The organism is Microbulbifer celer, assembly GCF_020991125.1.
Classification (GTDB): domain Bacteria; phylum Pseudomonadota; class Gammaproteobacteria; order Pseudomonadales; family Cellvibrionaceae; genus Microbulbifer; species Microbulbifer celer.
Genome location: NZ_CP087715.1, coordinates 3,336,643 through 3,357,436, shown reverse-complemented (window position 1 = coordinate 3,357,436; position 20,794 = coordinate 3,336,643). Strand labels below are relative to the sequence as shown.

The following is a 20,794-nucleotide window of genomic DNA, read 5'->3' as shown; positions in this document are numbered from 1 at the left end:
ACTGTGCGCACAAAACCCGGCGGATTGTGTATACCGGTCATTGGTGCGGTGATTGAGATTACAAAGCCCACGAAGTGCGTGGCAGTATGTGATATGCCGCACAAACTCTGGCCCAAGTTTATATCACGACAACCGGGTGTTCGCGAGATGGGCGCGAATCGATCAGGGGCTAGAGGTTGGCTGGTGAGAAGCAACGAGCACTGCAAGTGGCAGGAGGTAAGCGGAAGCAGGTAAGTAGGGGCAAGCGGCGAGCGGAAAAATCGGAGGATGAGTGAGAACGTGGAAACCGGGGTGGCATGATGGCGCACCCCGGCTCAAGCGTTACTCGGATTTGTTCTCCTGCAGCTTCGCCATCGCTGTAGCCTGAATTTCTTGCATCTTCGGTGCCACGCCGGCCATGCGCTGCTGCATCAGGGTCATGGTGTTCTGCATGATCAGCGGCATTTTTGCCACCACGGCTTTGCCGGCTTTTGATTTATAGAACTCCAGCATGCCGTCCACTTCGGACTGGGTCAGCGACTTCTGGTATACCTCGGTGAACAGCGGCTCCATGGAAGTCCAGCTCATTTCCTCTTTCAACAGTGCCATCATATCTGCCCGCATGTCATCGAGCACTTTCTGATCTTCTGCGGGAATGGTCTGGCCCTGCAGCGCCTGGCGCATAGAGGCCTGCATCATCTGGTCTGCCTGATTCATCCCGTTCTCAACCAGATTGCGGGTATCAGTGATTTCCATAAGTTCGCGAATGGATTCGCCGCTTGGCTGTGCCGCAAAGGCCAGCGGTGTCATCAGGGCGGCGACGAGTGTGATCAGAATTTTTTTCACGGTACTTCCTTTCGAGTTCTAGTGACTTTTGGTTGTAGTGCTTTGAGGTTTTAGTGGTTTTCAGTTCAAGTAGCTTTTTATTCGCTTCCGGATTGTAAAACAGCCGGTTTACCAGAGGTGACAACGCACGGTTTGACATAACTCAACGCGAGAGTGCCGTTATATCACGCCTGTATTTCCGGGGCGACCTCGTGTAAGCGCGTGTAATACCACGTTTGGCGCTGCTCCATGGTCGCCCCGACATTGATCGCGGTAATGACTCCGGCAGTGTTTAGCCCTCAGGGGTGGGCCTGACGCTGGCGGATTTTCATCCTGCTGCACCAGATACTCTGCTGCTTTCGGTCCTTCAGTACGCGGCCGAGCGCCGGCATCAGGTCGGTATTTTTCAGGACCGTGGTATACGCAGCGATATCCGCCTTGCTGCAGGCAATCGGAAACAACATGGCGTAAGCCTTGTTGTACAGTGTATCGCCGGTGTCGCTCACTTTGGGCACCGCGTCAAACATTCTGGGGGCAAACTCGCGGTACAGATGGAGCTGCTCCGCCGGGAACAGATTGCCAGCCGCGGCTTTGATCTGGCTCAGTTTGAACTGATCGCGCTTGTCGAGAATATTCTCCAGCCACTCTTTCTTGGCCGCCTCTGTCGGACGTCCGGCGCGGGAGGCAATCGCGGCGTTGCGGGCGCGATCGGTGTTGTCCTTCTTCAATTGATCCGCTATGCGCTGTTCGTAATCGCCATAGAGGTGCCGGTTGAGCAGCGCAATCAGTGGCCAGCTGCGATCCTTGTCGATGTCCAGCCCTTCGATGATGCGTTTACCGTCCAGCAGTTCCGAGGCGTGTTGCAGGGCTTGTTCGCTGGATGCCAGTTCCGTAAAGGCGTGGAACCAGGTTTTCTGCGCATCGCTGCCCGCGGGCGCACTGTTCAATTGCTGCCATGCGAAGGTCTCGATGGCCTGCAGTTGTTCCTCGCGCAGAGATGTGGGGAGCCCCAGACGGTAGAGATAGTTGCGTGCGCTTTGCAGGTTCTTACTGATCAGGCGAATTACATTGATGTCGGACTCGCTGCCGGCGCTCTTCAGCGCAAAATCGATCCAGTCGGTCAGCGGCAGTTGTGCGTCGGTGACGGAATCAAACAGGCTTTGCCACAGCATCAGGCGGGTGAAGGGGCTTTCAATATCGTTGATATGCTGGTTGATCGTTGCTACAGACTTTCCATCGAGCCGGGTTTTAACATAGGCCCAGTCTTCATCATTGGGGTTGAGTATCTGCGGGCAGGGCATCCCCACCGCATCTTTTACTGCGGTCCTGGCGCCACTGTATATCACCGGCACCTTGGCGACGCGTGCCACCTTATCGCCCTGCATCCGGTAAATACCCAGCTGGACTTTTTGTGAGCGCAGCGTCGGGTATTGTTTCGGAGCGGTCTGTTCAATGGTCAGCTCAGAGATTTTGTTGTTGCTGCATTGATACTGGACGGAAATGGTGTTGAGCCCGGCCTTGTATAACCAGCGCTGGGTCCACTGGTCCAGATTCTTACCGGCGGCTTTGCCCAGTGCGTTCATAAAATCGCTCAGTTCGGCGTTGCCGTAAGAAAACTCCTTCAGATAATTGCTGACGCCTTCCCGGAACGCTTCCTTACCCAGATAGTAGGGCAGCTGGTTCAGTACCGAACCGCCCTTGCCGTAGGTGATACCATCAAAGTTGGAGAAGGCCTCGTCCGTATTGGGTACCGGTACCTCGATGGGATGGGTGGTGGGCAGCTGGTCAGAACCGTACGCCCACTGCTTGGAACCCAGGTAAAAATTCTGCCATACATCGTCGAATTCGCTGTTCTCCGCCAGCGCCAGGCTTGCCATATAGGTAGCAAAGCTCTCCTTCAGCCACAGGCCATTCCACCATTCCATGGTCACCAGATCGCCAAACCACATGTGCGCCATTTCGTGGGCGATGACATTGGCGAGACGCTGGCGCTGTGCCTGGGTTTTACTGCCGCGGCTGACGTAGTAGCGCTCGTTAAAGGTGACCGCCGCCACGTTTTCCATTGCCCCGATGGTGAAGTCCGGCACGATCACCTGGTCGTACTTTTCAAACGCATAGGGAATGTCGAAATATTTCTGGAAGAAATCGAATGACTCGCTGGTGAACTTGAACCAGTCTTCCGGCTTGACGTATTCCGACATGGTCTTGCGGGCGAACAGACGCAGCGGAATGCCATCGGCATCACTTTCCCACACCACGTAAGGACCAGCGTGTAGCGGGAAAATATAGGAGGAGAACTTTTTCGACTGCGGGAAGTGCCAGCGTTTGAAACCATTCTCCAGCTCGTCGATTTTTTCTTCCCGAGTCGCGGTGATCACTTCCCAGGATCCCGGTGCAGTGACGGTGACGGTGTAGCGGGCCTTCAGGTCCGGCTGATCAAAGTGCGGGAAAAATCGGTTGGCTTTGTAGGGCTCGAAGTGGGTGTATAGATAAACGCTGCCGTCCTGCGGGTCCTTGAAATGATGCAGGCCGGAACCGTCGTTGGAATAGGGGTGTTCGTACTCGACGGTAATGGTGTGCTTGCCTTTGCCCAGATTGTCCGGGGCGAGGGCAATGAAATTGCCTTCGTATTCATACGTTACCGGGTTGCCGTCCACAGTTACTTTCTTCACTTTGCCATCGGCAAAGTCGATGGTGAGCGGCTTTGCCAGATCGCGGGCGAGGGTGACATCGGCGACGACGCGGCCGCTGAAGCTTTCGGATTTGTTATCCAGCGCCACTTCGATCCGGTAGTCCACGTCCGCAATCTGTTGTCTGCGCAGCTCCGCATACTCGGCGGTAAGTAGTGGGCGGTTGGTCCGATCTGTGATTGAGGCTGCAGTGTCCGGCGCGGCGACAGTCGCTGACGCTATGGTGCCGGCGAGTACGCACGCGGCGATGCCGGCGAAAGTGAATCGATTTTTCATAAGCTCTCCGAAAGCCGTGTTGTCGGGTATGACATCGGGCATGCCGTTATTTTGTGTTCCAGTCTTTGTGGCCCAGTGTAGCCCGAGTGCCCGCTTGAATAAAAAGGCGAAATGGCAACCGGCAACAAAAAAGGCCCCGAAGGGCCTTTCCTGTGCCGGCGATACCGGCGCGTCGTTGATCTGATCGTTGATCAGCCTGCGGTGTTGCCTTTCATGGCCGCGGCCATGTCCAGACAGCGCTGGTTGTTGAAACGACGGTTTTTCAGCGCTTTCTCCAGCAGCGGATTCAGTTGCTTGCCGCTGTCGAGAATACTGCTGATCTGTGCTACACCCTGCACGCTGCAGTTGAACGGGAACAGGGTTGCATAGGTGTCAACCAGCTCCGGTGAATCACTGCTGTTAACCTCATCCAGCGCGGCAATAATGCGATCGACGTTCTCTTCGTAGAGGTCCTGCTGCTCGCTGGGGAACAGGGCGCCGGCTGCATACTTGAGTTGGGCCAGTTTGAACTGATCGCGTTTGCTCAGGATGTTCTCCAGCCACTTGGCCTTGATCTCCTGCTGCGGGCGCAGGGCTTCCGCGGCGATGGCATTCAGCTGGGAGCGGTCAGAGCTGTCTTTGGCCAGCTCGTCTTTGATCGCCTTGTCGAAGTCACCGTAGAGATTTTCATTCTGCAGTGCGATCAGTCCCCAGCGCTTGTCTGGGTCCAGTTCCAGCCCTGCAATGGTGAGCTCGCCCTTCAGCAGCTTGCTGGCATTTGCCAGCGCCTTATCGGAATGGGCGACATCGGTGAAGGTTCCGAACCAGACTTTCTGTGCATCGCTACCAGCGGGTGCACTGTTCAGCTGTTTCCAGGCAAACGCTTCAATCGCCAGTTGCAGTTCTTTGCGTACATCCTGATCCATCTCAATTTGATTCATGTACCCGTTAGCGCTGCCCAGGTGCCGGGAAATCATGCGGATTACGTTAATGTCCCGTTCCGCGCCGGCATTGGCCAGTACAAAGCGCACATACGAATCCAGGGGCATTTTGGCGTCGGTCACGCTGTCGTTGAGGCTTTGCCACATCATCAGACGGGTGAACGGGCTTTCGATATCGTTGATATGCTTGGACATATTGTCCACAGACACCTGGTCAAGATTCACCTTGGCGAAGGCCCAGTCGCCCTCGTTGGGATAGACGATCTGCGGACAGGCCTCCCCTTTGGCGGCAGCAACGCCGGTGCTGGCTCCGCTGTAGGTCACCGGGATGGCCTTGCTCAGCACCATCTTGTCACCGTCCATGTTGTACAGACCCACCTGGGTGCGCTGTTCGCGCAGGGTCGGGTACTCCTCGGGGGCGCTCTGCTCAATGGTCAGGCTGGCGATCTTGCCACCCTCACACTGGAAGTTCGCCTGGATGGTGTTCAGGCCGGCCTGGTACAGCCACTGCTGTTGCCATGTATCCAGGTCTTTACCCGCGGCCTTACCCAGGTGACCCATAAAGTCATCCAGGGTGGAGTTCCTGTAAGAAAGGTCTTTCAGGTAATTGGATACCCCTTTACGGAACTCCTCTTTGCCGAGGTAGTAGGGCAACTGTTTGAGAATGGAGCCACCCTTGCCGTAGGTGATGCCATCAAAGTTGGCGAATGCTTCATCGGTATTTTTCACTGGCAGCTGAATCGCGTGGGTGGTGGGCAGCTGGTCAGAACCGTAGGCCCATTGCTTGGTGCCCAGGTAGAAGTTTTCCCAAGCATCGTCGAACTCGCTGTTCTCCGCCAGGGACAGGTTTGCCATGTAGGTGGCAAAGCTTTCGTTCAGCCACAGGTCGTCCCACCAGTTCATGGTGACCAGATCACCGAACCACATGTGGGCCATTTCGTGGGCGATCACGTTGGCGAGGCGCATGCGCTGGGCCTGGGTTTTTTCACCGCGGGAAACGTAAGCTTCGTTAAAGGTGACCGCAGCGACGTTCTCCATCGCACCAGCATTGAAGTCCGGTACGATGACCTGATCGTATTTAACGAACGGGTAATCCACTTCAAAGTACTTCTGGAAGAACTCGAAAGACTGTTGGGTGAAAGTGAACCAGTCTTGCGGCTTCACGTATTCCGCCAGGGTCTTGCGCGCGAACAGGCGCAGCGGGATACCGTCGGCATCGTCCTCCCACATGGTGAACGGACCGGCGTGCAGAGAGAAAATGTAGGAAGAAAACTTCTTCGACTGCGGGAATACCCAGTGATTGAAATCGCCTTTCTGCTCGACGTTTTCTTCGCGCACGGAGGTAATCACGGTCCAGTCTTTCGGCGCAGTGACGTCCAGAGTGTAGTGCGCTTTCAGGTTCGGCTGGTCAAAGTGCGGGAACAGGCGGTTGGCATCGTAGGGTTCAAAGTCAGTGTACATGTACACCTCGCCGTCCACCGGATCCTGGAAGCGGTGCAGGCCGGAACCGTTGGTGGAATACGCGTGCTGGTAGTCGACGGCAATCGCGTGCTTGCGACCCTTCAGGTGCTCGTTGGAAATGGTGATGAAGTGACCGTTGTATTCGAACGGAACCCCTTTGCCATCAACCTCAACGCCCTCAACCTCACCACCGGCAAAATCGATGGTCAGCGGCTGCAGCAGGTTGCGGCGGAACTGGGTGTCTGCGACTACGCGACCGGAGAACGCCTCACCAGTGCCGTCAATGTTGACCGACAGCTTGTAGTCCACCTGGGCAACCTGTTGCTTGCGCAGTTTTGCGTACTGTTCGGACTGGCCCGGCGCGTTCTCGCGGGCAGTAGCAGGTTTGATCAGTACATGTGCGGTGGAAGTGCCAGCGGTAGCCTGAAGCTGATTGGGCTCCAGGCTGCAGGCGGCGAGTATGCCGGCGCACAGCGCGCCGACGGCAAATTTTCCTGTCTTGGTCATGGGGTCCCCATTTTTCTTAGATTAGAGGTTTTGATCGAACGTCTTTGGCTGACATTGACTGAAAAGTCTTGATCAATCCCTGCGCGCAGGGCGCGGAATGATTGCTCTTATATCACGCGCTGCCATCTGAGGCGGGCGGCTTATCCCGCAGGACATGCGCTTTATCTCGGGGTAGAGAGATTGATTGTCTATCGAGAAATTGCAGGTTTTTGTCCTGAAGAATATTTTTCTGGCGTTTTTTTATATGGCGGATTTTCGGGCGGGGAGTACTTATTGAAATGGCATCAGCTGCATACACGGAAATTGGCTTCCGGGTATGCAGCTTGAACGGTTTCCAGATCAGTTGCTGGGGAAAGAGAACTGAGCCCCTTCCCGTACACCGCTGGAGGGCCAGCGCTGGGTAATGGTTTTGCGCTTGGTGTAGAAGCGCACACCGTCCGGACCATAGGCGCCCAGGTCGCCGAACAGGGAGCGCTTCCAGCCGCCGAAGCTGTGGTAGGCCACCGGCACCGGCAGCGGTACGTTGATACCCACCATGCCCACGAGGATGTTGTCGCTGAAGTAACGCGCCGCTTCACCGTCGCGGGTAAAGATACAGGTGCCGTTGCCATACTCGTGATCGTTGATCATCTGCATCGCCTGTTCCATGGATTCGGCGCGCACCACCAGCAGCACCGGGCCGAAGATTTCCTCTTCGTAGCAGGTCATACCCGGCTTGACGTTATCGATCAGGGTGCCGCCGACGAAGAAACCGTTCTCATAGCCTTCCACTTTCGGGTTGCGGCCGTCGACCACGATGGTGGCGCCCTGGTCTGCCGCACTGGCGATGTAGCCGTTGACCTTGTTCATGTGCGCCTCGGTGATTACCGGGCCGAAGTCATTGCTACTGTCGCTGTAGGCGCCCACTTTCAGGCTTTGCATGGCGCCAGACATTTTGTCGATAAATGCATCCGCGGCTTCATCGCCCACACAGACGGCAACGGACAGTGCCATGCAGCGCTCGCCTGAGGAGCCGAAGGCGGCGCCGGTCAGGGCTGCGACGGCGTTGTCCAGGTCGGCATCGGGCATGATGATCGCGTGGTTCTTGGCCCCGCCCAGCGCCTGGCAGCGTTTGCCGTTGGCACTGGCAGTGGCGTAGACATATTCGGCGATCGGGGTGGAGCCCACGAAGCTGACGGCTTCAACGCGCGGATCGGTTAGCAGGGTATCCACGGCGACTTTATCTCCGTTCACCACATTGAACACGCCGTCCGGCAGCCCCGCTTCTTTCAGCAGTTCAGCCAGATACAGGGAGCAGGAGGGATCGCGTTCGGAAGGCTTCAGTACAAAGGTGTTGCCGCACACGATGGCCAGCGGAAACATCCACAGCGGCACCATAGCCGGGAAGTTGAATGGGGTAATGCCCGCAACCACGCCCAGTGGCTGCATCTCGCTCCAGGAATCAATATCCGGCCCCACATTGCGGCTGTGCTCACCCTTCAGCATCTGCGGCGCACCGCAGGCAAATTCCACGTTCTCGATCCCGCGGGTCAGCTCGCCCATGGCATCGTGGGAGATTTTTCCGTGCTCTTCACCAATCAGTGCGCAGATCTTGTCTGCGTTTTCTTCCAGCAGGTGCTTGAACTTGAACATGATACGCGCGCGCTTGGCGGGCTGGGTATTGCGCCAGGTTCTATAGGCCTTATCCGCGGCGGCGATGGCTTCTTCCACCGTTTCTTTTGCGGCGATCGCCACCTGTTTGGATGCCGCGCCCTCGGCCGGGTTGAAAACGTCCTGGGTGCGCTCGGCGGCGTCTACAATCTCGCCGTTGATAAAATGGCCCACAGTGCTCATGTTGTTTCCTCTCCAAGTCTGTAATTCATGATTTTTATATCGCCATCCCGGCCCCGATCGAGGCGGGCATGACGAGTAGGGAAGTTAACCTGCAGCGACTTCTCTGATTGAGTCGCCCAGCGCGCTAACCAGGGTATCCACTTCCTCCGGCTCGGCCACAAACGGCAAGCCCAACTGGATGGTGTCACCGCCATAGCGCACGTAGAAACCTTTCTCCCACATCTTCATCGCGATCTGGAATGGCCGCAGCAGGGGCTCGCCGCTTGCCGCCTCGATAGTGAGGCCGGCGGCCACACCACAGTTACGGATATCGGACACCAGCGGGGTGTCCTTCAGCTGATGCACACTCTCTTCAAGTACGTTCGACAGGTTTGCGGCGCGCTCGAACAGGTTTTCCTGCTCCAGAATATCCAGCGATGCCAGTGCCGCGGCACAGGACACCGGATGGGCGGAGTAGGTATAGCCGTGGGGAAGCTCCAGCAGATACTCGGGGCCGCCCTGGGTCATAAAGGTATCGTAGATTTCCCGTTTCGCGATCACCGCGCCCATGGGCACGGCGCCATTGGTGAGCTGCTTGGCGGTGTTGATGATGTCCGGTGTCACACCGAAGGCCTCGGCACCGGTGGCGGCACCCATACGACCGAATGCGGTGATCACCTCGTCGAAGATCAGCAGAATGTTGTGCTGGTCACAGATCTCCCGCAGACGCTGCAGATACCCCTTGGGCGGCGGCAGCACCCCGGCGGAGCCGGCCATGGGCTCCACAATCACTGCGGCGATATTGGAGGCATCGTGTAGCGCGATCATCTCCAGCAGGTCGTCCGCCAGGTGCGCGCCTTCTTCCGGCATGCCTTTGCAGAACCTGTTCTGCGGCAACACCGTATGGGGCAGGTGATCGGCATCCACCGCGGTGCCATAGAGCGCGCGGTTGGCACCGATACCGCCGACACTGATACCCCCAAAGTTCACCCCGTGGTAGCCCTTGGCGCGGCCGATCAGCTTGGTCTTGCCGGGCATACCCTTCTTGCGCCAGTAAGCGCGCGCGATCTTGAGGGAGGTTTCAGCAGACTCGGAGCCGGAGCCGGTAAAGAACACGCGGTTCAGGCCATCGGGCATGAACTGGGTGATGCGCTCCGCCAACTGGAAGGCCTTGGGGTGACCGAACTGGAACGCCGGTGCGTAGTCCAGGGTACGTAACTGCTCACTGACCGCGTCGGCAATCTCTGGGCGGTTGTGGCCTGCGCCGCAGGTCCACAGGCCGGAAAGGCCATCAAAGATACGGCGGCCGTCGGCACTGGTGTAATAGCAGCCCTCTGCCCCGGTAATGATCCGCGGATCCTGCTTGAACTGTCGATTGCCTGTGTACGCCATCCAGTGGGCATCCAGTTGAGACTGGCTCAGCCCGGCAAACTTGTCGCTCACTCTGCTCTCCATTTTTGTTATTTCCGGCGCAAATGACCGTTTAAGTGACCAGTCCTGATGACTGGGTAGTTGTGTCAAAAGTAGTTGTGCCAAATGTAGAAGAGCTTTTAAGTTTCATAAATTGCAATTAATCGATGTTTGGTTTCATATATATGAAACAAACTGTTGGAGTCAGCCATGGCGCGCACCCAAACCGCCCTCCTGGGGCAGCTCAGCGATATCGACTTGCGCCTGCTGCGGGTATTCCGTGCCGTGGCGGAGGCCGGTGGCTTCTCCGCGGCGGAGCTGGAGCTGAACGTTGGCCGATCGACCATCAGTCGCCATATCAAGGACCTGGAGGTGCGCCTGGGGGTCACCCTGTGTCAGCGCGGCCGCGGCGGCTTTGCGCTCACTCGCGAAGGCCAGCAGATCTATCAGGCCACCCTGCGCTTGCTGGCTTCTCTGGATACTTTCCGCGGAGAGGTGGCCGACGTACACAGGCGTATGACCGGCCACATCGCTCTCGCCCTGTTTGACAAAATGGTCACCAACCCGAATGCCCGTATTGGGGAGGCCCTGAGCCGTTTTGACGATCTGGCACCAGAGGTGACCCTGGATATCCACATAGAGCCGATCAATGAGATTGAGCGCGGCGTGATGGAAGGGCGATTCCAGCTGGGAGTAATCCCCGCGCACCGCGCATCGCCGAGCCTGGAATATCAGCATCTGTTCTATGAACAGATGTATCTCTACTGCGGCTACCGTCACCCGCTGTTCGACACTGCAGATATTTCCATCGATGACGATGCGATCAGAAACTGCAAATACGCCGGCCTCGGCTACCACTCGCCAAACATGGAAGTGGGCAACCGCCTCGGACTCGAGCGCGCGATCACCGTCAATGACCAGGAGGCCATCGCCCACTGCCTGCAATCCGGCCGCTATATCGGCTACTTGCCGGATCACTATGCGGAAACGTTTATCAAAAAAGGCGAGATCCGCGCGATCTGCCCGCAGCGATATCAATACGAGTGTGATTTTGTGGCGATTCAGCGGTTATCGCCGAAGCCATCGAGGATTGTGAGTACTCTGTGGGAGTGTTTGAAGGCCGAGCATTACGCGGGCAGTGGCTGGAAATGATATATTGCACCCTGTTCAGGGTGGCGCCGCCGCCAAATCAGTAATGGGAGCAGTCGTGGCAAGATTGGATCGTCTGGATGCATTGCGGGGAATCGCCGCACTTTTGGTTGTTTGGCAGCATACCTCGGAATCATTTGTGAAAATTCCCGGCGTCGCGGAACGTGGTAGCTGGTTGGCAGACCTTGCCTGGAGCGTAGATTTTGGCCGCATTGGCGTAGTCTGCTTCTTCCTCATATCCGGCTTTATTATTCCCCACAGTTTCTCCTCTGGTCCCGGGGCATTAAAGAAGTTTGCTATCCGCCGCTTATTCAGGCTCTACCCCGTTTACTGGGTTTCGATACTGGTCGCGCTTATGGCGGGCAGTATATTGGCAAACCGGCATTGGGAACCCATAGCTGTCATTACAAATTTATCAATGATGCAAAAGCTGTTGGGGCAGGAGCATATTCAAGGGTTGTACTGGACCCTACAAGTAGAGCTGATTTTCTACATCCTCTGCGCCTGCTTGTTTTTTAGCGGCAAGATGAAAAATATGGTGTTCCTGACATTTTTTGCAGGGGGCTGCCTGTTTGTGTTTGTGGGGCAGGAGCTGTTGTTGCGCAGTATTGCAGGAGAGGAAAGTATTTCAGCGGAACTACGCTATATTCCTTATTTTCTCTCGATTATGTTTTGTGGAACGTTGCTGAGAGCAGTGTTCTGGGAAGAACATCCCCTCAGTAGAAAACTGTTTTTCTTAACCGCACCGGCCGCAGCTTTCGGTATACCTGCACTGGTACTGATGTTGCACTTTCTGGGCTTTAGCGTGGTAGATCAGCCAGTGCGCTTTGGTGCAGCATACTTGATTGCACTGGCAATTTTTCTGCTGGCGATTTTCATCCCATGGCGGGTGCCAGGAATACTGGCCTGGTTCGGGTTGATTAGCTACTCGATCTACCTTTTCCATCCTGTTGCAATGAGGATTGTACACTGGACGAATAAGCAATCATGGGCCGGGTTCACTGAGAATTGGGCCCTGTGGGTGTACATGTCAGCCGGGTTTGCGATCACTCTCCTTATCGCAACCTGTACGTTTTATCTTATAGAGAGGCCTGCGATAGCTGTCGGGCGTCGGTTATCCCGGCGCAAAGTGATGACAGAAGGCATGGCGGTAACATGAAATTACCCTGACGATTCTGTCAGGTGGTTTTTACAATATGGAAACGGCTGCGCCTCGCTGCGGCGGTCTCAGCACGACGGCGCATCTGCCGTTCCAGCTTCCGGCGAAGTTTCTCTTCATCACTGGGCCAGCTATCGGCTTCTGCCAGAGTGTAGATGACGGATTGCCACAAGTTGGAAAAATCCAGTTGTAGTGGATTGGTAATGATCGGATAGCGCTGATCGGAATCGCAAACCTTCAGCCAGCCGTGAAGCTGGTGGTGGACCATCAGTGTGGCTTTTACATCTCCACCCTTGGCGGCGAGTTGTATAAAGGCGGAGTGGAGTTGAGAGCGGAGGTTTTCGGAGCCTGCACGGAATCCCACCGATTTATCCAGGTGTTTTAGCTTGAGTTTATGCCATGAACACGGGGGCATGATGATGGCTACTTAATACAGGCCTTTTGGAACTTGGTTTCTGGGTGGATGCTTGGGCCGGAAAGGTGTTGTGTTTCTTCTAAAGGGTAGCTATCAGTTAGAGGACGTGGTTTTATCTTCTCGTCGATAAAAGTAGAGACTTCTTCTCTGTTTGCACGGTGGCTACTTTCTTTATTCCGGTCTGGGTTTGTATAACCCCTTGCGCTCCACATCCACATTACGTATTTAGCCTCTTCAACCTCTTCCTTTGAAGGTGTAAATACAGGTTTGGTGCTGTTATTAGGATTTCCTTGACCAGAAGCTGGCTCCTCCAAAGTGGGAGCAGTTTCTAGGTTAACGGTATCCATTATTTTGTGCATCAATGCGGTAAAGCTCTCCAGACTTATTCTTTTATTTATTTGGAAAGGGTTTCCGGCATTAGGGGCTGATCTGGTAATGACAAATCGAAAAACTAGGCTGTGCTTTGGGTCTAGTGCAGTATGCCACTCAACTATTTCGGTATTGCTCACTAATGGTTGATCTTCAAAATAAAACCAATCCCTTCCTCCTCTGCTAACCCATTGATTGTTTATCGGGCCGAGGCTACTTGGCCAGTGATAGGTGGTTACGTCCTTCGGGTCATCTGAAAACCCTTCATGCATGTCGTCAAGAATAGAAGCCCTATAGTGCTGGTAGATCTGCTCAGCTAATACCTGGCTATCCAAAAGGTTTTCATTTACCGGTAAGCTATGAAACTTGTTTACATCCACAAGTAGATTCATATGACCGCAATAGCCTTGGATAATTGGGAGACCTCTGTATTCCCAGGTGGATGAGTAAACCCTTGACCAACTAACCTCTCTTGAACTGCTATCGTCAGGAAGTTTTTTTGGCTTAAACTGGTTAACGTCATTTGTATCTAAGCTGTCTGCCTCCTCCTCCCAGCTATTTAGGTTAGAGAAGGCGTCATTGTGTGGGGGAGACAAAAAGCTAAGCTTGGCTCCAGAAATATTTTTTTCTATTTTTCGGGCTGCTGAAAAATCTGGGCCTTTGGGTTTTTTTTCTGTTCCAATGAGCATCGTTACTTCCCTCTTTTCAGCATTGCTTTGTATGGGGATAAGTTACCGCTATGATAATCTTCGTTATATTTTGGTATGCTTGAAGCGATGACGTGGATTACTGTGGCAGCAACTCCTCGAGTTATGCCAAATTTAGTTGCTAAGCCAGCTATTGTAACGCCAAAAGTATATGCGCTTTTTCCGGTTTTGAACCCCTTCTCGGCGGCGTCAATAAGTTTATCCATGCGCTCATCGGCAGGAGTGTGATTTAAGAGCTCGTTTATTGAGCATGCAACATCTGCAGTTCCTATATCCTTCCCTCCGATCAGCTGTGCTATTCCCGGGGTAGCGTTGTGCCATTTTTCATCACTTGTATCCATGCCTATTGCCCTGCGCAAAATGTCAGCATCATATTGGCTGGATGTATGATCACTTAAAAATATTCTTTGTCTCTGTTCAAGGTTGACACTCGAGTTCTTAACGAGCCTCATGGCTTCTGTAAGCACTTTGGATCCACCTCGATGACTCGTCCATTCGACATGGAGCTGCTTTTTGTGTGCCTGAATAATCTGGTGAGAAAGAATACGGGCTGACTGCATGTCAGATTCGCTGACTTTTCCCAGGTCCCGAAGAAAGGACCACCCGGCTTTTGAAATTGATTTAGATTGTGGCGTATAAAGTAAATAGTAACCTTTATTCTTAAAGTCAGTTATAAGTTTTTTGTTTCCTTTTAAAATATGTATGGGCAGCATCCTGGCCGCATGTGCTAGGTCTGCAGCGTAGCCGTTGATTCCAACTTTAATTGGATCCTTGGACGTTCCAGAAACAGATTTTGTTGATTTAATCACTGGAGTTGGATGTATAGCGCTCTTCCATTCCTGGCTGTTTTCATTGAAGCCAATATCCCAGAGAGCCGGTTTTCTTTCTGCTCGAGCGTCCTGCTTGGTACAGCGAATATCAACAATTGTGACATCCGTCTGTGGACCACTATAGTAGTTGCCAAGCTCATATTCGATCTCAAACCCGGAGAATGCGACACAGCGGCGATTAGGGTTTCCGTCCTTCATGTAAGAGTTGACAGGCGCGGTACAACCTCTCAGCTCATTTACTGCCTTCTTTACTGCTTTGGCATGGTAGCCTTGACTACTGTCTTCTTCGGCTAAAGCCCAGAATCCATCTAGCATCTGTTGATTCTGAGAATTTGCAAACAATGTGCGCCCAGCACCAGCAGGACGATATGGCTTAACACCGGTGTAGCTGGCAGAGGCAGGTAGCTGGCTCATCGAAACTTCCTTTTCAATATTCCTTAAGGGGCAGAGACTCGGGTTTGCGAGCTCTGAAGAATCAAAAACTCTACCGAAATTTTTCAGTTGAGTACATTTCATCAGATTACAAAATTAACGATTCTCTGGGTTTCGTAACGGAGGAAGAGGAAGTTGGTACGATCGTGCACTTTGGCGGTGTGAGTTTGATCAACTGGTTGCGGTGAATGATTTAATCGACTCTGGCACGAATATTCTACATGCGATAAGTCGGGCCGGTATTTGGGCCAGGGAAGTTATTTGGGTTAGAAGGGTATTGAGTGAGGCAGCGCCGGAATGGCAGAAGTCAGTCAAATGAGACACAGGCCTGGCTTCGTATCCGCAGTACGGATTCCTGATTGAATTGATTTTTGTAGGCTTGAATGACTTCCGCAACGGCGGTTTCTTTCTCGGCGCGCTCCGGATATACCACAGTGAGTACATAGCTACGCTCCCGCACAATATGACCTGTCGTTGTTTGCCACTGTCCCCTACCCGTGAGTACCGTCAAACCCTCGGGAAAACGCGGTGTAATCACTTCCCGCAGGAAGTCTTCCCACTCTGCGTTGCTCACCGCGCCTCCGGGTCTCCGTGTTCCGAAATACAGTCGATTGTAAACCTGTAGTGATTCACCTGCGCGGCAGGCAATCGCGGGGGGCTCCGACGGTGGGGGAGTGGCGAGGTTGACGGGGTTGGCGCAGGCAGAAAGCCACAGGCAGGCGGTCAGGATTCCGTAGGATATACAGTAGCGCAAGCGCCCTCCGGTCTTTCCATCGTGTTCTTGTGAACCGCGGTAGCGGTGATAGGACAGAGTATAGAAAGACAGCTAACAGAGGGAGGGCGCCGCGAATGTGAGATGTCAGAAGAAGATGAATTTGGCCACGAACAGGGCCGCCAGTGCGTACACACTGATGCTCACATCTTTGTAGCGACCGCTCAGGGTCTTGATCAGGGCGTAGGCGATAAAGCCCAGCGCGATGCCGTTGGCGATGGAGAACGACAGCGGCATCATCACCGCGGCAATCACTGCCGGCGCCGCCTCGGTAATGTCGTCCCAATCGATGGAAGAGAGCCCGGAGGTCATCAGTACCGCCACGTACATCAGTGCGCCGGCGGTGGCGCAGGCGGGCACCATGCCTACCAGAGGTGAGAAGAACAGTGCCAGCAGGAACAGCCCCGCACACACCACCGCAGTGAGACCGGTGCGACCTCCAGCGGCGACGCCTGCCGTACTTTCGACATAAGTGGTGGTAGTGGAAGAGCCGATCAGGGAGCCCACGGTGGAGGCGGAACTGTCTGCCATCAGCGCCTTGCCCATACCGGGCAGTTTACCGTCTTGGTCCAACAGTCTGGCGCGGTCGGCAGTACTCAACAGGGTGCCGGCGGTATCGAACAGGTCGACGAACAGAAACGCGAAGATCACGCTGATCATGCCGACGTTAAACGCGCCGGCAATATCCAGCTGCAGGAAGGTGGGCGCCATGCTCGGCGGCGCGGAGACCACACCGCCAAACTGTACCTTGCCCATCACCAGTGCAATGGCCGTGACTGCGAGAATCCCGATCATCACTGCCCCCAGTACCCGCCGGTAGGCGAGTGCGGCGATCAATACAAAGCTCAGGGCGGCAAGCACCGCATCGCTGGAGGTCACATCCCCCAGAGTCACCAGGGTGGCCGGACTGGCGGTAACAATGCCGGCGCTCTTCAGCGCAATGATCGCGAGAAAGAGTCCCACACCTGCTGCCAGTGCCTGGCGCAGGGACATGGGGATGCTGTCGATGACCCACTGACGCACGCGGAAAATACTCAGCAGCAGGAACACCACACCGGAGATAAACACCGCCCCCAGTGCCACCTGCCAGCTGTAGCCCATCTCACCCACGACCACGTAGCTGAAGAACGCATTCAGGCCCATACCCGGGGCCAGCGCGAAGGGGTAATTGGCATACAGGCCCATGATCAGGCAGCCCACCGCCGCAGCGAGGCAGGTGGCGGTAAATACTGCGCCCTGATCCATGCCGGCTGCCGCCATCACATTCGGGTTCACGAAAATGATATAGGCCATGGTCAGAAAGGTGGTCAGGCCCGCAATCACTTCCTGGCGGACGCTTGTCTGGCGTTCGGACAGCTGAAACAGGCGCTCCAGCAGTCCGCGCCGAGTGGGGCTGTTAGGTGTTGTCGATGTGGGAGAGGTCGCTTGGTCGGTCATGGTACTGCCTGGTCTGGATTCTGATGTCACGTTTGAAAATCGAAAAAGCACCGGCTGGAATCAGAAGTGGTACTTCACCAGCAGGTTCACATTGCGTTCATTGGAATCCACACCGAAGGTGCCGTCCTCAATCCCGAACTTGTCGTCCCAGTGCACGTACTCGATCCCCGCGTACAGGCTCTTGGGCTGCCCCCAGTAGCTGCCAAGATCCCACTTCAACTGGGAGGTAACGTTGAAGCTGGGGTGCGCGTCCCGCGAGGCGCTGGCCCAGTCCATAAAGCCGTCGTAAAGAAAGTCTGCGCTGCCGAGTGAAAACGGCAGTGCCCACGCGAGGGTCAGTTGCTCGTTGTCTGCAGCATCGTCGTTATTGCGGTGGTAAACATTGGCCTGGAAATAATTGAAGCCCGGTACCGCCAGGTCGAAGCCCACACCGGCGAGCTTGTTGGTGAAGTGCGGCCCCGTCGCGGTGAGATGGTCCGGATCATCCATATTGCCGAGTTCCACTTGTCCTGCCAGCAGGACATCTTTCACCGGGCCGAGTGACAGCTCGTTGCCGCTCAGCTTTCCAAGACTCACACGGGGAGCGATCTCGGTATACAGCTCGCTGGAGTCATCGCTGGAAGAGAGGTAGTCAGAGAACAGAAACAGATCGCCCCAGCTGTGGCCGCTGGCGTGCTCAAAGGTCACTACACTGCGGGTGGTGTCATCCGTACTCAGGCTGTAGTTGACCTTGTAGTCGCGCCCGTGTAACAGGGTCAGGCTGTTGTCCTGCCAGAACACCTCGGCGTGGGTGACAAAAGCAGCGGACAGGGACACGAGGCCAGAGGCCATCGACAAGAGGGTGCGGGTGAGCTTCATCGGTACCTCTGAGTCAGCACGGAAAGGGCGCGGATACGGCGCTGGTCAAAAAATAGCCGCGAAATTTACCGGAATTTGAAGCCGATTGCCAATTTTTACCGGCTGAACAGGGGGCGGGAGCGTATCTGAGTCTCCGACTAAGCGGCGGATGCTGTCTGCTGTCGTGCATTGCGTGGATTTCGGTTGAGCTCCTGCCAGTTGCGGAGATCTGCGCGCAATACAGCCCACCACAAGTTCGTTCTACTAAACTCCCAGTACTTCACGCAGTGGGCAATCTGTCGGGACGCCGTAGCGCCGGCTCCCAAACTCCTGGAGAGAGGCCATGAAATCCAACTGCATGCATCTGGCGATCCCCGCCGGTGATCTGGAAACTGCCAGGCAGTTTTATTGCGACGTTCTGGGCTGTAAAACCGGTAACAGCGAGGCCGGTCGCTGGGTGGATATCGACTTCTGGGGCAACGAGCTGACCCTGCACCAGAGTGAAGAGCAGTTGCCCAGTGTGCGCCATAAAGTGGATATGGGCGCGGTAGCGGTTCCACACTTCGGTGCGCACCTTCCGGAAAAAGAGTTTCAGGCATTGAAGGCGCGTATAGAAGCGGCGGGGCTTGAGTATCTCGATAAACCCTACCGCCGCTTTGAAGGCGACGAGTACGAGCAGGAAACCTTCTTTATCAAGGATCCGAATGGCAATGTGCTGGAGATGAAGACCATGGTGAATCCGGAGCTGATGTTTCGTTAATCTGGCGGTCTGGGGTTAAAAGAATTCGGGCAAAATCATTCGGGTATCAGCGGGGGAATTGTCAAAGAGGCCGGCCCTGTCGTTGTGATAGGCTGGTGACGTTTATTGTTCCCCCACCCCCGGCCCCAGTAGCGCACTATGTCCCATACCGTCGAACCCGACACAACCATACCCAGCACCACACCCAGTGCATCGAACATGAGCTTTCGCCAGATGATGCTGGCGCTGTGGCAGTTTATCCGTCCATACCAGAAAACCATGTTCGCCGCCGGCGTGGCGCTGGTGTTTACCGCCGGGATTACGTTATCCATCGGTCAGGGCGTGAAACTACTGGTGGACCGGGGGCTGGTGGCCAGCTCCAGCGAGGCATTGGGTAATGCCGTGTTCATGATCATCGGCCTTGCCCTGTTGATGGCGATAGGCACCTACGCGCGGCATTACCTGGTGTCCTGGCTGGGCGAGCGGGTAGTGGCGGACCTGCGCAAGGCGGTATTCGATCATATCGTCACCCTGCACCCGAGCTACTTCGAAACCAACCGCAGCGGCGAGATCATGTCGCGCCTCACCACCGACACCACGCTGCTGCAACATATCATTGGTACTTCCTTCTCTATGGCTTTGCGCAGCGCGCTGATGTTTATCGGCGCGTTGATCCTGTTGCTGTTTACCAATCTCAAACTGAGCCTGATGGTGCTGCTGGGCGTGCCGCTGGTACTGCTGCCGATTGTTCTGTACGGCCGTCGGGTACGCAAACTGTCCAAGGCCAGCCAGGACTCCATTGCCGATGTGGGCAGCTATGCGGGCGAGGTTATCCAGCACATCAAAACGGTGCAGAGTTACACGCAAGAGAACGCCGAGATGCAGGCCTTTGGCCGCGAAGTGGAAACCGCGTTCAATGTCGCCAAACGGCGCATTCGCCAGCGTTCGCTGCTGATCGCCGTGGTGATACTGTTGATGTTGGCCGCCGTCAGTGGCCTGCTGTGGGTAGGAGGCAACGATATGATTGCCGGGCGAATGACTGCCGGTGATCTCGCCGCATTCGTGTTCTACGCCATGTTGATGGGCTCTGCGGTAGCCACCCTCTCCGAAGTGTACAGCGAGCTGCAAAGAGCCACCGGTGCCACGGAACGGCTGATGGATCTGTTGCACGTAGAGGCGCAGATTCCCGTCAGCACCGGGGCGGACGCTGAACGATCTGCGGCGCCCGGCAAGGGGGAGGTCGCCTTTCGGGAAGTCGGCTTCAGTTATCCTGCACGTCCGGACCGGCCAGCCATACACCATCTGAACCTGGATGTGCCTGCAGGGCAAAGCCTGGCACTGGTAGGCCCCTCCGGCGCAGGCAAATCCACGCTGCTCGAACTGCTACAACGTTTTTACGATCCGCAGAGCGGACAGATCACCCTGGATGGAAAGGATCTCCGCGAGATAGACACGGGCACGTTGCGCCGGCAGATGGCCGTGGTCCCGCAGCAGCCCGCGCTGTTCACCGCCGATGTCTGGTACAACATCCGCTACGGCAAGCCGGATGCGAGTGACGCGGAGGTAATCGCGGCGGCCAGGGCGGCTCATGCGCATGAGTTTATTTCTCAGCTCCCGGAGGGCTATGACAGCCATCTGGGGGAGCAGGGCACCCGCCTGTCCGGTGGTCAGAAACAACGCATAGCCATTGCCCGCGCGATACTCAAAGATCCAACAATCCTGTTGCTGGACGAAGCCACCAGCGCACTGGATGCGGAGAGTGAATATCACGTGCAACAGGCACTGCAGACGCTCATGCAGGGGCGCACCACCATCATCATCGCACATCGGCTGGCGACAATTCTGCATGCAGACAGTATTGCGGTATTGGAGCGGGGGCAGTTGGTTGCGCAGGGGAATCACGCCGAGCTGGTCCAGGCGTCGCCGCTGTACAAGCGGTTGGCCGACCTGCAGTTTCGAGAAGCGGAGAGACAGAAGCCGCTGGTGGAGTAAGGGGAGAGAAGCGAAATAAGAGTGGAATACAGCACAAACAAAAACGGACCCCGTAGGGTCCGTTTTCACATCCGTA

The 20,794-nt window shown here is 55.4% G+C and carries 15 protein-coding genes; 4 read left to right on the top strand and 11 right to left on the bottom strand.

Annotated elements, in window-relative coordinates; all coding sequences use genetic code 11:
* Positions 1-321: 321 nt before the first annotated feature.
* The 5 genes from LPW13_RS13920 to LPW13_RS13900 all read right to left on the bottom strand — a co-directional run bounded on the left by LPW13_RS13920 (position 322) and on the right by LPW13_RS13900 (position 9,925).
* Complete coding sequence (locus tag LPW13_RS13920; RefSeq protein ID WP_230436264.1) at positions 322-825, bottom strand: DUF2059 domain-containing protein; 504 nt, start codon at positions 823-825, stop codon at positions 322-324.
* Positions 826-1,103: 278 nt separating this feature from the next.
* Positions 1,104-3,770 (bottom strand): aminopeptidase N, encoded by a 2,667-nt coding sequence (pepN, locus tag LPW13_RS13915; protein ID WP_230436262.1) that lies wholly within the window; start codon positions 3,768-3,770, stop codon positions 1,104-1,106.
* Positions 3,771-3,961: 191 nt separating this feature from the next.
* Positions 3,962-6,658 (bottom strand): aminopeptidase N, encoded by a 2,697-nt coding sequence (gene pepN, locus LPW13_RS13910; protein WP_230436260.1) that lies wholly within the window; start codon positions 6,656-6,658, stop codon positions 3,962-3,964.
* A 339-nt stretch (positions 6,659-6,997) separates the two neighbouring features.
* Entirely contained in the window at positions 6,998-8,491 is a 1,494-nt protein-coding gene (locus LPW13_RS13905; RefSeq protein ID WP_230436258.1) for a CoA-acylating methylmalonate-semialdehyde dehydrogenase, read from the bottom strand.
* A gap of 84 nt (positions 8,492-8,575) precedes the next feature.
* Positions 8,576-9,925, bottom strand: a complete 1,350-nt coding sequence (locus LPW13_RS13900) for an aspartate aminotransferase family protein (protein ID WP_230436257.1) — start codon at positions 9,923-9,925, stop codon at positions 8,576-8,578.
* Between the two features lie 165 nt (positions 9,926-10,090).
* Between LPW13_RS13900 and LPW13_RS13895 the strand changes: the two genes are divergently transcribed.
* Positions 10,091-11,032: a LysR family transcriptional regulator gene (locus tag LPW13_RS13895; protein WP_230436255.1), complete on the top strand. Its 942-nt coding sequence runs from the start codon at positions 10,091-10,093 to the stop codon at positions 11,030-11,032.
* A 4-nt stretch (positions 11,033-11,036) separates the two neighbouring features.
* Entirely contained in the window at positions 11,037-12,188 is a 1,152-nt protein-coding gene (locus LPW13_RS13890; protein WP_230436253.1) for an acyltransferase family protein, read from the top strand.
* Between the two features lie 19 nt (positions 12,189-12,207).
* Here LPW13_RS13890 and LPW13_RS13885 read toward each other — a convergent pair whose 3' ends face one another.
* The 6 genes from LPW13_RS13885 to LPW13_RS13860 all read right to left on the bottom strand — a co-directional run bounded on the left by LPW13_RS13885 (position 12,208) and on the right by LPW13_RS13860 (position 18,008).
* Positions 12,208-12,552: a hypothetical protein gene (locus tag LPW13_RS13885; RefSeq protein WP_230436252.1), complete on the bottom strand. Its 345-nt coding sequence runs from the start codon at positions 12,550-12,552 to the stop codon at positions 12,208-12,210.
* Between the two features lie 59 nt (positions 12,553-12,611).
* Positions 12,612-13,661 carry a hypothetical protein gene (locus LPW13_RS13880; RefSeq protein ID WP_230436250.1) on the bottom strand — a complete coding sequence of 350 codons (1,050 nt, stop codon included), beginning with the start codon at positions 13,659-13,661 and terminating at the stop codon, positions 12,612-12,614.
* A 2-nt stretch (positions 13,662-13,663) separates the two neighbouring features.
* Positions 13,664-14,923: a hypothetical protein gene (locus LPW13_RS13875; protein WP_230436249.1), complete on the bottom strand. Its 1,260-nt coding sequence runs from the start codon at positions 14,921-14,923 to the stop codon at positions 13,664-13,666.
* 325 nt (positions 14,924-15,248) lie between these two features.
* On the bottom strand, positions 15,249-15,695 hold the full coding sequence (locus tag LPW13_RS18175) for a DUF3574 domain-containing protein (RefSeq protein WP_268932652.1): 447 nt from the start codon (positions 15,693-15,695) through the stop codon (positions 15,249-15,251).
* 105 nt (positions 15,696-15,800) lie between these two features.
* Positions 15,801-17,150 carry an NCS2 family permease gene (locus tag LPW13_RS13865; RefSeq protein WP_230436245.1) on the bottom strand — a complete coding sequence of 450 codons (1,350 nt, stop codon included), beginning with the start codon at positions 17,148-17,150 and terminating at the stop codon, positions 15,801-15,803.
* Between the two features lie 60 nt (positions 17,151-17,210).
* Complete coding sequence (locus LPW13_RS13860) at positions 17,211-18,008, bottom strand: outer membrane protein OmpK (RefSeq protein ID WP_230436243.1); 798 nt, start codon at positions 18,006-18,008, stop codon at positions 17,211-17,213.
* Positions 18,009-18,330: 322 nt separating this feature from the next.
* Here LPW13_RS13860 and LPW13_RS13855 point away from each other — a divergent pair, with 322 nt between their 5' ends.
* Both LPW13_RS13855 and LPW13_RS13850 read left to right on the top strand, forming a co-directional pair.
* A complete protein-coding gene (locus tag LPW13_RS13855; RefSeq protein ID WP_230436241.1) occupies positions 18,331-18,747 on the top strand; it encodes a VOC family protein in 417 nt (138 codons plus the stop codon).
* 198 nt (positions 18,748-18,945) lie between these two features.
* Entirely contained in the window at positions 18,946-20,718 is a 1,773-nt protein-coding gene (locus LPW13_RS13850; RefSeq protein WP_230436239.1) for an ABC transporter transmembrane domain-containing protein, read from the top strand.
* The last annotated feature ends 76 nt before the right edge of the window (positions 20,719-20,794 follow it).

What these genes read in the sequence shown, in the direction of transcription:
- pepN (WP_230436262.1), bottom strand. Translation starts at nt 3,770, where the DNA reads ATGAAAAATCGATTCACTTTCGCCGGCATCGCCGCGTGCGTACTCGCC.
- pepN (WP_230436260.1), bottom strand. Translation starts at nt 6,658, where the DNA reads ATGACCAAGACAGGAAAATTTGCCGTCGGCGCGCTGTGCGCCGGCATA.
- LPW13_RS13905 (WP_230436258.1), bottom strand. Translation starts at nt 8,491, where the DNA reads ATGAGCACTGTGGGCCATTTTATCAACGGCGAGATTGTAGACGCCGCC.
- LPW13_RS13900 (WP_230436257.1), bottom strand. Translation starts at nt 9,925, where the DNA reads ATGGAGAGCAGAGTGAGCGACAAGTTTGCCGGGCTGAGCCAGTCTCAA.
- LPW13_RS13895 (WP_230436255.1), top strand. Translation starts at nt 10,091, where the DNA reads ATGGCGCGCACCCAAACCGCCCTCCTGGGGCAGCTCAGCGATATCGAC.
- LPW13_RS13880 (WP_230436250.1), bottom strand. Translation starts at nt 13,661, where the DNA reads ATGCTCATTGGAACAGAAAAAAAACCCAAAGGCCCAGATTTTTCAGCA.
- LPW13_RS13875 (WP_230436249.1), bottom strand. Translation starts at nt 14,923, where the DNA reads ATGAGCCAGCTACCTGCCTCTGCCAGCTACACCGGTGTTAAGCCATAT.
- LPW13_RS13865 (WP_230436245.1), bottom strand. Translation starts at nt 17,150, where the DNA reads ATGACCGACCAAGCGACCTCTCCCACATCGACAACACCTAACAGCCCC.
- LPW13_RS13860 (WP_230436243.1), bottom strand. Translation starts at nt 18,008, where the DNA reads ATGAAGCTCACCCGCACCCTCTTGTCGATGGCCTCTGGCCTCGTGTCC.
- LPW13_RS13855 (WP_230436241.1), top strand. Translation starts at nt 18,331, where the DNA reads ATGAAATCCAACTGCATGCATCTGGCGATCCCCGCCGGTGATCTGGAA.
- LPW13_RS13850 (WP_230436239.1), top strand. Translation starts at nt 18,946, where the DNA reads ATGAGCTTTCGCCAGATGATGCTGGCGCTGTGGCAGTTTATCCGTCCA.